The organism is Sphingopyxis sp. Soil_C_28, assembly GCF_057657055.1.
In genome coordinates, this window is record NZ_JBDGJE010000001.1 from 1,660,848 (window position 1) to 1,674,057 (window position 13,210).

The 13,210-nt window shown below is 63.1% G+C and carries 11 protein-coding genes; 6 read left to right on the forward strand and 5 right to left on the reverse strand.

Annotated features, from left to right (window positions below; genetic code table 11):
- Positions 1–12: 12 nt before the first annotated feature.
- On the reverse strand, positions 13–2,454 hold the full coding sequence (locus tag AC3A43_RS07910) for a TonB-dependent receptor (RefSeq protein WP_487791960.1): 2,442 nt from the start codon (positions 2,452–2,454) through the stop codon (positions 13–15).
- Positions 2,455–2,604: 150 nt separating this feature from the next.
- On the opposite strand from AC3A43_RS07910, the gene AC3A43_RS07915 reads away from it, so the two are divergent.
- Both AC3A43_RS07915 and AC3A43_RS07920 read left to right on the forward strand, forming a co-directional pair.
- Entirely contained in the window at positions 2,605–3,351 is a 747-nt protein-coding gene (locus AC3A43_RS07915) for a helix-turn-helix transcriptional regulator (RefSeq protein WP_487791961.1), read from the forward strand.
- Between the two features lie 13 nt (positions 3,352–3,364).
- Positions 3,365–4,531, forward strand: coding sequence for an acyl-CoA dehydrogenase family protein (locus AC3A43_RS07920; protein ID WP_487791962.1), 1,167 nt, complete (start codon positions 3,365–3,367; stop codon positions 4,529–4,531).
- Here the strand turns inward: AC3A43_RS07920 and AC3A43_RS07925 are convergent.
- Positions 4,518–5,549: an acyl-CoA dehydrogenase family protein gene (locus tag AC3A43_RS07925; protein WP_487791963.1), complete on the reverse strand. Its 1,032-nt coding sequence runs from the start codon at positions 5,547–5,549 to the stop codon at positions 4,518–4,520. The genes AC3A43_RS07920 and AC3A43_RS07925 overlap by 14 nt on opposite strands.
- A 233-nt stretch (positions 5,550–5,782) precedes the next feature.
- On the opposite strand from AC3A43_RS07925, the gene AC3A43_RS07930 reads away from it, so the two are divergent.
- Entirely contained in the window at positions 5,783–6,694 is a 912-nt protein-coding gene (locus AC3A43_RS07930) for an EamA family transporter (RefSeq protein WP_487791964.1), read from the forward strand.
- On the opposite strand, the gene AC3A43_RS07935 is transcribed toward AC3A43_RS07930, so the two are convergent.
- Entirely contained in the window at positions 6,691–7,593 is a 903-nt protein-coding gene (locus AC3A43_RS07935) for a hydroxymethylglutaryl-CoA lyase (RefSeq protein ID WP_487791965.1), read from the reverse strand. The two genes, AC3A43_RS07930 and AC3A43_RS07935, sit on opposite strands and share 4 nt — an antisense overlap.
- Before the next feature lie 118 nt (positions 7,594–7,711).
- Between AC3A43_RS07935 and AC3A43_RS07940 the strand changes: the two genes are divergently transcribed.
- Positions 7,712–8,875, forward strand: a complete 1,164-nt coding sequence (locus AC3A43_RS07940) for a CaiB/BaiF CoA transferase family protein (protein WP_487791966.1) — start codon at positions 7,712–7,714, stop codon at positions 8,873–8,875.
- Positions 8,876–8,879: 4 nt separating this feature from the next.
- Positions 8,880–9,584 (forward strand): glutathione S-transferase family protein, encoded by a 705-nt coding sequence (locus AC3A43_RS07945; RefSeq protein ID WP_487791967.1) that lies wholly within the window; start codon positions 8,880–8,882, stop codon positions 9,582–9,584.
- 3 nt (positions 9,585–9,587) lie between these two features.
- Here the strand turns inward: AC3A43_RS07945 and AC3A43_RS07950 are convergent, their stop codons facing one another.
- Both AC3A43_RS07950 and AC3A43_RS07955 read right to left on the reverse strand, forming a co-directional pair.
- A complete protein-coding gene (locus AC3A43_RS07950; RefSeq protein ID WP_487791968.1) occupies positions 9,588–10,313 on the reverse strand; it encodes a glutathione binding-like protein in 726 nt (241 codons plus the stop codon).
- Between the two features lies 1 nt (position 10,314).
- Positions 10,315–10,821, reverse strand: coding sequence for a DUF3237 domain-containing protein (locus tag AC3A43_RS07955; protein ID WP_487791969.1), 507 nt, complete (start codon positions 10,819–10,821; stop codon positions 10,315–10,317).
- Positions 10,822–10,943: 122 nt separating this feature from the next.
- Here AC3A43_RS07955 and AC3A43_RS07960 point away from each other — a divergent pair, with 122 nt between their 5' ends.
- A complete protein-coding gene (locus AC3A43_RS07960) occupies positions 10,944–13,208 on the forward strand; it encodes a TonB-dependent receptor (protein WP_487791970.1) in 2,265 nt (754 codons plus the stop codon).
- Positions 13,209–13,210 lie beyond the last annotated feature (2 nt).

Consider the following 13,210-nt stretch of genomic DNA (forward strand, 5'->3'; position numbering starts at 1 on the left):
GGTTTTTCTCCCTCAAAATTCGTAACCCACGGTCAGGCCATAGGTTCGCGGCTGGTTGGCGAAACGCACGACGACGTTCGCGTTGCTGGCGACCGCCGACCAATAATATTTGTCGAAGAGATTCTTCGCCCAAAGCGAGACCGACCAGCCGCTCTCGTCCTTGAGACCAAGGCTGGCGTTGACGGTGCCATAAGCGTCGATCTTATAGAGATCGATGTCCTCGAAGATCGTGTTCGATTTGCTCTGATAGCGCGCGCTGACGGCCCCGGTCAGGTTGACCGTATCGCTGACCCGCGTGTCATAGGCGAGCGTCAGGCTGCCCTGAAATTTCGGGCTGTAGATGAATTGGGCGCCGTCGAAATTCTCGGGCTGCCCCGCCGCGTTGGTCCCGTTGTAATTGTTGATCTGCGTCTTGAGCCACAGTGCATTGGCGGCGAGCGTCAGCCCGGTCGCCGGGCGGATAGTCAATTCGCCCTCGACGCCATAGGCCTTGGATTCGGGAACATTGTCGAGCCGCGACAGCGCGGTGTAGATCGGGTCGGCGAAATAGGTGCTGATCTGTTTGTCGCCATAATCATAGTAAAAGGCCGACAGATTGGCTTGGAGCAGGCGGTCAGCGAGCGTCGCCTTGATTCCCACTTCATAAGCGGTCAGCTTTTCCTGCTTCACCGGCGCATTCTGGCGCGCGAGGTTCGCGGCGTTGATCGGGGTTGTTCCCGATTTATAGCCGCGCGAGACCGACGCATAGAGCAAGGTATCGTCGTTCGGTGACCAGTCGAGCGCGACACGCCAGGCGACGTTGTTTTCCTTGAGCAGCGACTGCACCTCGCCGAACGTGCCGGTGGCGGGGTCGAAGGTGTTGCATTGCCCCTGCGCGATCTGCGGCGCGAGCACGCCATAGGTTTGCAGGTAGAGCGCGCGGTTCACGACATTGACGTTGGGCAGCATGTTGCCGTTGAAGTCGCGTGAGCAGCCGTTGTAGCGCTGTTTGTCCTCTGTGTAGCGCACGCCGACCGTCAGCTTCAGCTGCTCGGTCAGTTCGGCATCGGCATTGGCAAAGAGGCTCCACGTCGTCGTGCGGATCCGGCCGATATCTTCATAAGTGCGGAAGGCCTGGCTGAGCTGAAGCGGCGTATAACCCGCCGAATTGAAAAGCGGACTGGCCAGAAGCGGCGCGCCGGCGGCGCGGATCAGGCCGACATTGGCATTCTGGCCGAGCAGCGTGCGGTTTGAATCGAGAATACGGTCGTTGGCGTAATAGCCGCCGACGAGCCAGTTCACCGCCCCCGCCTCGCCTTCGACATGCAGTTCCTGCGCAAAGCTCTTGATCCGACCGACCGTGTTCTGGAGCAGAATCTCGAAGGGCGCCCCGCTCCAGTCGGACAATGCGTTGCGCTTGAAATCATTATAGCTGGTGAGCGAGACAAGCTTCATCGTGTCGCCGAGGTCCTGATCCCAGCGCAGTTTCAGCCCCCAGAAGCGGTTGTTCTCCGCCAGCGGGCCGTCGAGGCCCAACCCGGTACCGATGTCGGCCGAGCGACCGGCTTCGGGCGCCCAGTCGGCCTGGCTTGCCTTGGTCGGGAAATTGTTCGCCAGATAGGTCGGAAGCCCCGGCGCGTTGAAAAAGCGCGAGTTGCTTGTGCCCGTCGCGGGGTTGGTTGCGGGGGTGAAACCAATCCCCTGCCCCGCCACGGTGTCCGACTTGTTGCGCCAATATGTGACCGACAGATCGAAATGCGTTCCGGGCGCGGGATCGATCGCGAGCGCACCGCGGACGCCATATTTCTCGACCTCGCCGAGGCGCTCGCCGCGCGAGTTGCTGACCTGCCAGCCCTTGTCGCTATTTTCGCTGCGGAACGCGATCCGCCCCGCAACGCCTTCGCCAAGCGGACCCGAAATATAGCCGCCGATATTGTAGGTCTGATAATTGCCTAGATCGGCTTTGATGCTCCCCTTGAAACTGTCGGTCGGCTTGGCGGTGATGAAGTTGATCAGCCCTGCGGTGGTGTTGCGGCCATAGAGCGTGCCCTGCGGTCCCTTGAGCACCTCGACGCGTTCGAGGTCCATTACCGGCCCGGTGTTCATGATCGGATAGGCATAGGCGACTTCGTCCACATAAGTACCGACGGTCGAGGTCGCGGACAGGTTGATCGTGTTGAAGCCGATCCCGCGGAGGGTATATGTCGGCACGCCCTGGTAGCTTTGCGAGACGGTGAAGCTGGGCGCCACGGTGGTCAGGTCGCGCATGTCGGTGACGCGCAGATTTTCGAGCGTTGCGCCGTCGACGGCCTGGATCGCCATGCCGACATCGTTCATCGACTCCGCACGGCGCTGCGCGGTGACGATAATGTCGCCTTCGGCCGCGACCGCATCGGCGGGTGCTTCCTCGGCGGCGAACGCCGGCACCGCCAGGGCGAGACCCATCGCCGAACCGGCGCCCAAGAAAATTCGCATTGCCTTCATCACTCATCCTCCCTCAAACAGCTTGTCGCGGGGCTCGTCGTTGTGCGAGCGTCACGCGAAGCCGGACCGTGACAGAACATAGAATTGCGGCCCAAGGGACAAGCTGACATCTGTGTCAGGATAGGGAGCGGAAAACGGGTCATGGATCATCAGCGCCAATGTTGGACCGCAATGCCGGCGCTGATCGCGGCAGTACAGGCCGCGGGTGACAAGATCGGCCTGCCCTATGTCGCGGCGCAGGCCGATCTGGGCGACCCCGAACCGATGAGCGACGAAGCGGGACGTCCTTATGCCGAAACAAGCTTTCGCTGGATCGACCCGGACTATGCCTATTGGCGCGACCGCAAGCTTGCGCTGCACATAGCCTTCCTGACCGCGGCGCGGCTTGTTGCCGAGCCTTTCTATTACAGCGATGGCCGCCTCGGCACTTGGCGTGCGACCCATTTGCTCGAAGCCGTCGACTGTTCGCAGGCACGCAATACGCCCAATTTCGGCGAAGCGATCATTGCGCCGATCCATCTGCCTCGCGGGCTCGTTGGGGCGGTCTTCTGGTGCTCGCGCGAACCGGTAGGCGTCGAGGCGCTGTTCGCGGAACATGCGGGCGACCTGCACAATCTGGCACTGAAGATCGTCGCGACCCACAATGAAGCACGCGACCGGCCGCGCAACGCGACAGTGCCGCAGACGCTGACGCGCCGCGAGGTGCAGTGCCTGCGCTGGGCCGCGGCAGGCAAGACCGATGGCGAGATCGGGACCATTTTGTCGTTGTCAGTGTCGACGGTGCGCTTTCACCTGCGCAACGCATCGGCAAAGCTCGGCGCGACGGGGCGCGCGCAGTCGATCCAGATCGCCGCAGGGCTCGGCTTTGTCGGCGCGCGCGCCGCCTGATGCAGGTGCCAGCTTGGCCCTGCCCGTGGACGGCGTACAAACCGGCGCCATGGACATGCTGAACGACCCGGCCCTGAACAGTTTTCGCGAAGAGGTTCGCGCCTTCCTCGAAAGCCGGCTTCCCGATGACTTGCGCCGCGCCGCCTTGCGCGCCACGAGCGTTTTTATCGACCCGTCGGTCTCGCTGCCATGGCAGCAAATCCTCCATGCCAAAGGCTGGGCCGCGCCCGACTGGCCGGCCGAGTTCGGCGGACCCGGATGGGACGAGGTCGAGCGTTATATTTTCGCCGCCGAATGCGCGCGCGCCGGCGCGCCGAACCTCGCGCCGATGGGACTGAAGATGGTGGCGCCGGTGATCATGCATTACGGCACCCACGAGCAGCGCGCGCACTATCTGCCGCGCATCCTGTCGGGCGAGGATTATTGGTGCCAGGGCTTTTCCGAACCCGGCGCGGGGTCGGACCTTGCCGCGCTGCAACTGCGCGCGACGCCCGACGGTGACGACTATATCCTCAACGGATCGAAGATCTGGACCACCCATGCGCAATTCGCGAACCGCATGTTCGCGCTCGTCCGCACGTCGAACGAGGGCAAGCCGCAGGCGGGGATCAGCTTCCTGCTGCTCGACATGGCGACGCCCGGCATCAAGGTCGAGCCGATCCGCACGCTCGCAGGCGATCATGAGTTCAACCAGGTGTTTTTCGACGATGTCCGCGTGCCGCAGGCGAACCGGCTGGGCGGCGAGAATGAAGGCTGGTCGGTCGCAAAGCATCTGCTGACTTTCGAGCGCGGCGGCAAATATGCGCCGGGCCTGATCGGACGGCTCGAACGGCTGCGCAAACAGGAGCATCTCGATCCGATGCTGCGCGCGCAGCTCGATCGCGAAGCGGTGACGCTGAAGGCGCTGCAAGCGCTCGAACTCAAGGCGATGCGCGGCGTCGGCGGCAGCGCGGCGCTCTATGCCTCGGCGCTGAAAGTCCTCGGCACCGAAATCGCGCAGCGCATCGATACATTGGCGTGCGACGTTGCGGGCTATGCCGCGTGGGCGGATGCCGACGGCCAGACCTCGGCCGAGATGACGGTAGCTGTGCCGCGTTATCTCAACGATCGCGCAGCAACGATTTACGCCGGCTCGAACGAGATCCAGCGCGACCTGATCGCGCGGCTTATGCTGGGCTAGGCGCCGCCTCGGCAAAGCGCGCCAGATGGTCGGCACGCGGGCCGAATGCGGCGGTGATCGCCAATACCCGTTTAAAATGCCCGCCAAGGCTGAGTTCCTCGGTCAGCCCCATCGCACCGTGGATCTGCACCGCGCTTTCGCCAACGAGACGCGCCGCATCGCCGACCTCGATACAGGCGGCACTGACCAACTGCCCGCGGTCAGCGCGATGTTCGTCGACGGCAAGGATCGCGGTTTCGGTGAGCGCGCCCGCCTTCATCATCGCAAGCTGCATATCGGCGGCACGGTGGCGCAGCGACTGGAAACGGCCAATCGCGGTGCCGAACTGCCTGCGCTGGCCCAGATAGTCGATGCTGTCGGCGATCATCCGTTGCATCAGGCCCACCGCCTCTGCGCAGCGCCCCGCAAGGATCAGGTCATTCGCATAGTCGGCCAACCGGCGCGCGTCGGTCCCGGTCGCCAGCGCGTCGCCGTCGCCCGCCTTCAAAGTGAAGCTGAGATCGGCTGAGACGCTGCCGTCGTGCATGATGCGGTGACGCTGCTCGACCTTTGCGCCGTCCGCCGCGAACAGCAGCAGCAGATCGCGGTCGGCGAGCAGGAACAGGTCGGCTTCGGCCCCGCCCGCCACCAGCGCGGCGGTGCCGCGAACCGTCAGGCCTTCGACGACTGGCATCGACGCCGTCGAGGCTGCACAGACGATGGCAATGCGCCGACGTCCCGCAGCAAGATCGGGCAAGGCCGGATGGTCGGGCGTAGTCTGCGCAAGCAACATCGTCGCTGCGGCGTGCGAGAGCCAGTCCGCGCCCGCGAGCGCAGGTCCCAGTTCGGCCATGACAAGGGCAATATCGACCATACCCCCACCAAAGCCGCCCATCTCTTCAGGAAGCGCGATGCCCGCGAGTCCGAGCGTATCCGCGAGCGCACGCCAACCGGGACGCGCATTACCGGCGAGGAAGCGCTGGACGCTTTCCTGAAGCAACCGTTGCTCCTCCCGAAGCGGCAAGTCGAGAACCGCCATGTCAGATCGTCCGCTGCGTGGCGCGCGCGTGGAAAATATCGTGCTTCATTTGCTCTCCCGCCCGTTTCCTGCGGCATTCTCCGCACGGGGTCTAGCTGATTGGTGTGTCAGGTCGGACGATGGCACCCGCCCTCTCGCGGTCGCGCGATATACTTAGTAATAAAAGTATCGCTTGTTCGCGAAATGCGCAGCATAGGGCGAATCGATGACGGGATGTGCGAACAGATGACGACATGAATTCAATCTGGCTTCCCGCCTCGTTGCTCGGAGGGCTGTTCCAGGCATGGCGCACCGCGCTGCAGCAGCGCTTGCGCGCCGAACTCAGCGTCAGCGGCGCGGGTCTGGTCCGTTATCTTTACGGCCTGCCCTTCGCTCTCGCTTTTGCCGCGACCTGGCTGACGATCCAGGGCATGCCGATACCGAATTTCGGGACGGCCTTTGCCGCATTCGCCGTCGCGGGCGCGATTACGCAGATGGTGGGGACGATCCTGCTGATCATGGCGTTCGGCCACCGCGGGTTCGTCGTCGGCACCGCCTTTTCCAAAACCGAAGCGGTGCAGGCGGCGCTGGTGACCGCGCTCTTCCTTGGCGAGCGGCTGCCGTTCCTTGCATGGATGGGGATCGTCGCAGGCGTGGCGGGGGTGTTGACGCTGGCGCTGGCGGGACGCGGGGTTTCGGGCCGCGAGATGTGGCGCGCGCTGAGGCAACCCGCGGCGCTGTGCGGTCTTGGTGCCGGGTCAATGTTCGCCCTCGCCGCGATCGCGGTGAAGCTTGCCACCGCCGAGCTGGACGATGTCGATCTCATCGGCTCGGCGCTCGTCACACTCGTCGTAGTGATGGCGATTCAGACCGGGCTGCATCTGGCATGGGTAGTGGTTCGCGACCGCGACACCTTTCATGCCGTATTCCGACAGTGGCGGACGTCGAGCCAGGTCGGCCTGCTTTCGGCGCTCGGTTCAGCCTGCTGGTATATCGGCTTTGCAGCGGCCCCCGCCGCACTGGTGCGGATCGTCGGACAGGTCGAGGTGGTCTTCACGATCGGCTTTGCGCATTTCTATCTGCGCGAGCCCGTTCGCTGGCATGAAATCGCCGGACTGTTGCTCGTCGTCGGCGGGGTCGTGATGGCGTTGCTGGCGACCTTTTAGGGAAAGGCAGGCGCCTTGCTCACCATCGCCGGCAAAGGACGCCCCATGACGCCGGTGAGCCAACCCGCCGCTTGGACGATATGCGGCAGCGTCAGGCCGGTTGCGACGCCACTGCGTTCGAGCAGATAGACGACATCTTCGGTCGCGACATTGCCCGCCGCACCGGGCGCGAACGGACAGCCGCCCAGCCCGCCGAGCGATGCATCGACCGTCGCGGCGCCCTCGTTCACCGCGGCCCACACATTCGCGATGCCGCTGCCGCGCGTGTTGTGGAAATGGACGCGCACCGGCAGGCCGCCGACCGCGTCGCGCACACGCCCGACCATATCCGACACTTGCGCCGGGACACCGACGCCGATCGTGTCGGCGAGCGCGATTTCGCGCGGGCCAGCGTCGGCGGCGCGTTTTGCCATCTCGACCACGCGAGCGACCGCAACCTCGCCTTCGAACGGACAGCCGAAGGCCGTGGCAATGGTGATCTGTCCGCTGCGTCCCGCCGCCCTTGCCAGCGCGACGATCTCCATCGCGGCGGCGAGCGATTCATCGGAGCTTTGTCCCTGATTGCGAATACCGAAGCTGTCGCTCGTCACGCACACGGCCCCCAGCTCGTCAATCCGTCCGGTCGCGAGCGCGCGTTCGGCGCCGCGGCGATTGAGGACGAGACCGATATAGGTCACATCGTCGCGCTCGGGTAGCATCGCGACCAGTTCCTCGGCGTCGGCAAGCTGCGGCACCTTCTTCGGATTGACGAAGCTTGTTACCTCGATACGGCGCACGCCATAATCGATCGCGCGTTGAACAAGCCTGAGCTTGTCGGCGGTCGAGACGATTGCGGCTTCGTTCTGCAGTCCGTCGCGCGGACCGACTTCGACCATTTCTACAACATGATTTTTCAACATCTTGCGTCCTGAATTTTCCGAGTCATTTGCAGGTTGAAAATTACATAGCATTCTAAGTATACTATGACCATGGGCGAGGCAGGCCGTTCTTATCAGAGTCGGCCGCGAAAGGAATGATATGAGCGAGACGAGCAGCGGGGGCGCGCTGGAGGGCATCAGGGTTGTCGAGATGGGGCAGCTGATCGCCGGTCCCTTCTGCGGTCAACTCCTGGGCGACATGGGCGCCGAGATCGTCAAGCTCGAACCGCCGGTGACCGGCGACCAGATGCGTAACTGGGGCCAGGGCGACAAGCCCAGCTGGTGGCGCGTGATCGCGCGCAACAAATATTCGGTCGCCGCCGACCTCCGGTCCGAAGACGGCCAGCAACTGGCGCGCGAACTGATCGCCAAGGCCGATATACTGATCGAGAACTTCCGTCCCGGCACGCTCGAGAAGTGGAACCTCGACCCCGTGGAACTGCGCAAGACGAACCCCGGGCTGATCGTCGTGCGTGTGTCGGGTTATGGCCAGACCGGTCCCTATTCGGCACGCGCCGGTTTTGGCGGCATCGGCGAGGCGATGGGCGGCTGGCGCGGCATCGTCGGCTATCCCGATCTGCCGCCTGCGCGCATGGGTGTATCGATCGGCGACACGCTCGCCGCCACATACGGCTGCATGGGCGCGCTCGCCGCGCTTCACCATCGAAGCAAGACCGGCGAAGGCCAGATCGTCGATTCCGCGCTATACGAAGCGGTGTTGCAGGTAATGGAATCAACCGTGTCCGACTATTCGGCCAGCGGCACCAAGCGCCGCCGTACCGGGTCGACGCTGCCCGGCATCGCGCCGTCGAATGTCTATCCGTGCCGCGACGGCGAATATCTGATCGGCGCCAATCAGGACGGGGTCTTCGCGAGGCTTGCGGCAGCGATGGGGAGGCCCGAACTCGCGAGCGACGAACGTTATGCCACGCACCGCGCGCGCGGGGTACGGCAGGCAGAGCTCGACGCGCTGATCGGCGAATGGACCGCGACGCTGACGATCGGAGAGCTGGAAGCGAAGATGGTCGAAGCCGGCGTTCCTGCGGGTCGCGTCTTCGACGCCGAGGATATGATGAGCGACCCGCATTTCACGGCGCGCGAGGCACTGGTGACGGTCGCCGATGCGGAATTCGGCGAAGTCACGATGCAGGGGGTGTTTCCGAAGCTGTCGGCAACGCCGGGCAGCGTCCGCCGCCCTGCTCCGCTGACGGTCGGACAGGATACGCACGATGTTCTCGAACGCTGGCTCGGGCGGGAGGTTTGACGCGATGATCACGCTTTTTGGCGGCCCCACCCCCAACGCGCGCAAGATCGCGATTGCGCTCCTCGAAATGGGGCTCGAATGGCGGCTAGACTATATCGACATCCTCGCGGGCGATCAGCTGACGCCCGAATTCCTTGCGCTCAATCCAAACAACAAGACCCCGGTGATCGTCGACGACGAAGGGCCCGAGGGGACGAGCTTTACGCTCTGGGAAACGGGCGCGATCCTGCTCTATCTCGCCGAAAAGACCGGGCGGTTCGTGCCGACCGATCCGGCGGCGCGCGCAACCTGCTGGCAATGGCTGATGTTCCAGGTGTCGGGCGTTGGCCCGATGTTCGGGCAGGAAGCGCATTTCACTCACTATGCCAAGGACCGGCATGAATATGCGATCGCCCGCTATTCGCGCGAGGTCGACCGGCTGATGATGGTGATCGACAAGCGCCTTGGCGAGGCGGAGTGGCTTGCGGGCGACGACTATACGATCGCGGACATGGCGACCCTGCCCTATCTGCGCCGCCAGCTGATAGAAAAGGCCGGGCGTTTTCCGAACGTCGATCGCTGGGGCGCCGCGATGCTCGAACGCCCCGCGGTCGCCGAAGGAATGAAGGCGGGCGTCGCGCGCGCCGAGACGATCGAGGGCGGCCTCACCGGATTTACCGACGAGCATCGCGCGATCCTGTGGGGCGACCGCCAGCACGTAAAGCGCTGAACCTTAGTCTTTGACGACGGCGGCGTGATTCGCGTCGCCGAACATGTTCGACCATTCCTTGTCATCGAGCTTTTGATGGCGGCCGACATATTTCGCCGGAGCCTTCAGATCGTCGCGCGACATCGCGCCAACGACGGCGGGGCGTTCACGGATCCGTTCGAACCAGCCGTGCATCGCGGGCCATTCGTCGAGCCCCATGCCCATGACAAAAGCCGACGCACGGCCGGGCCAGATCGCCATGTCGGCGATGGTGTAATCGTCGCCCGCGACATAGGCGCTCTTCTCCAGCCGTTTTTCAAGCACGGTGAGCAAGCGCTTCAATTCCCTCGTATAGCGCTCGATAGCATAGTCCTGTCCGGCGGGGGCATAGCGCAGGAAATGGCTCGCCTGCCCGCCCATCGGTCCCAATCCGGCGACCTGCCAGGTCAACCACGACAGCGTCGCCGCGCGCGCCGCACCCGATGCGGGCAGAAATCGTCCGCTCTTTTCGGCAAGATATTGCAGGATCGCGCCGGACTCGAACACCGTTACCGGCTCGCCTCCATCCGCAGGATTCTGGTCGACGATCGCGGGCAGCTTGTGGTTCGGATTGATGCGCCCGAACGCGGCGGTCAACTGGTCGCCCTCGAAAATATCATAGGGACTGACACGATAGGGTTCGCCGATTTCCTCGAGCATGATCGCGATCTTCTGCCCGTTGGGGGTCGCCGAATAATGGAGGGCGATCATCTCAGAGCACCTCGTGGATCACATGGCGCACCCCGAAATCGGTGCGCTCGCCGACGCCGACCGCGAGCACGCCATTAAGCCAGCCATATTTCGCGCTCGCGGTTTCGAACACCGGCGCGATTCGCAGATAGTAGAGCGAGGGGTCGGCATCGGGGACAGCCGGATCGGCGAAGGTCGCGCGCACATCGTCGGGAATGATGTTGCGGCCGGTATAGCTCAGATAGATGAGGTCGCCATCGTCGGTCTGCCACACCGCGCGCGCATCGAAGGTGCCGACCGAGGCGCTGTCGCCAAGCCTTCCGCTGCGCGACCAGTTGCCACCACCGGGCAACACTATACCGTTGATCCGCGGGCCAAAAAATCGCCCACCACTAATGTACCCCATTCGCTGGTCGCCGAACGGTGACGCACCGACGCCGATGATTCCGCCCCCCACCTCGAACTCGACGGTGCAGAGATGACGGGTCGCGAGCACGTTCGGTGTCGCCTGCGCATTTTCTTCGTTCATGATGCGAATCCTCTTCCTGCCTATGGACAAGTATAAAACCATTAGTATACTAAGGGTCAATCAGATTGACGGATCGGAAGGCTTTCCGGGACCGCAACAACAAGCTCTATGGGAGGGTGAAGATGAAGGCGCATAACCAGTTCCTGCTGTCCGGCGTGGCAGTGATCGCGATGCTTGCCAATGCCGCACCGGCAATGGCGCAGGCAGCCCCTGCCGATACGGCAGACGTCGACGACAGCAACACCAACGAAATCATCGTCACCGCCCAGAAGCGCGAGCAAAATCTGCAGAACGTGCCGATTTCGATGGAAGTCGTCAGCGGCGCGAAGCTTGCCGAGTTCAACACCAGCGATATCAAGGCGGTGATGAACTACACGCCGAACGTCTTCGTCCAGTCGACCGCCGGCAACGACGTCATCTATATCCGCGGCTTCGGCTCGCCGCCGGCGAACTTCGCCTTCGACCAGTCGGTCTCGCTCTATGTCGACGGCATCTATGCCGGCCGCAACCGCCAGGCGCAGGCGCCCTTCTTCGACCTCGCGCGCGTCGAAGTGCTGCGTGGTCCGCAGGGCGCTTTGTTCGGCAAGAACACCGCGGCGGGCGCGGTCAGCGTCGTGTCGGCGGGTCCGACGAAGGATTTCGAAGGCGCGCTCACCGGCATCTATAACTTCGACCACAAGGGCACCGACTTTTCCGGCTATCTGTCGGGTCCGATCAGCGACACGCTGGGTGCGCGCTTTGCGTACAAGATCGTCAATCAGGACGGCTATATCTACAATCGCGCGACCGATCATGACGATCCCGAAATCAAGTCGCAGCTGCTACGTCTGACCGTGAAATGGGAGCCGTCGGCCAATTTCGATTATACCGCGAAGGTCGAGTACGGAAATCGTGAAGTCATCGGCGGCATCACCGTGTCGAGCCCGCTGACCAGCGGTCAGGATCCGCAGACCACGCGCTATCTCGATCGCTCGGCACTCGGCGACGAGGGGAACAAGAACAAGTCGGTGATGATCTCGGGCGTCGGCAACCTCGCGCTCGGCGATTTCACGCTGACCTCGGTCACCGGCTACAGCTGGTTCAAGTCGAAGATCGTCAACGGCTTCGACCAGACGATCCCGAACGGCGGCGGCGCCTTCGTTCCAAACTCGGTCTATAACGCCTTCCCCGAACGATTCGACCAGATTTCGCAGGAAATCCGCATCCTGTCGCCGACGGGCAAGACCTTCGAATTCATCGCGGGTGCCTATTACGACAAGTCGGATTACACGCTCGAGCAGTTTCAGGGCTTCAATATCGCTGCCCTGAATTATTTCGGCCGCATCGACAGCCTGTTCCGGCAGAAAGCCGAAAGCTGGTCGGTGTTCGGCCAGGCGACGTTCAATATCAGCGACGCATTCCGCGCGATCGGCAGCCTGCGTTACAGTCACACCAAGAAAGACGCCGATTTCGCATCGCGGCTCGTTTACGGCCCCTTTGCGCTGCGTCCGATTTCGAGCGCTACGGGTTCGATCAGCGAAGGCAATGTCGATCCGTCGGTGACGCTGCAATATGACATCGCCCCGCGCATCATGGTCTATGCAACATGGGGCCGTGGCTCGAAATCGGGCGGCTTCGTCTCGAACACCCTCGGCACGACGAGCGCGACCTTCACCTTCGAACCCGAACAGTCCGAGAATTTCGAAGCCGGCATCAAGTCGACTTTGTTCGACGGCAAGGTCGTCGCCAACATCTCGGCCTATCACACCAAGTTCAAGGACCTGCAGGTTTCGGTCTATCAGCCGGCGACGTCGAGCTATCTGACCGGCAACGCCGCCGCCGCAACGTCGAAGGGGCTGGAAGGATCGCTCAGCATCTTCCCGATCCCCAATTTCGACATCAGCGCGTCGGCCGCCTATTCGGATATCAAATATAACGACTATCCCGGTGCGGCCTGTCTTGCCAGCCAGCCGTTGTCGGTTTGCAATCCCGCACAGACCGATCGGACGCAACCGAACCACGTCGCGAACAATAACCTGGCCGGTTACCCCGTTGCCTATTCGTCGAAATATACGGGAAGCGTGACGGCACACGCGCGGTTCGACCTGTCGAGCGATCTGAAGTTCGACATCACCGGCGTGGCGTCGGCGCGGTCGAAATATTTCAATTCGGACAACCAGAGCCCGATCTTTGGCGTGCAGGGCGGCTATGCGAAGCTCGACCTTCGTCTCCAGCTCGCCGATCAGGACAACAGCTGGCACGTCGCGCTCGTCGGCAAGAATCTGACCAACGAAAAGACGATCGGCAGCGCCTTCAACCTGCCGTCGCCGATCACCGCGACGCCGCGCGCGATCCTCTATCTTGAGCCCACCCGCAATATTTCGATCGAGGCCGGGATCAAGTTCTAGGT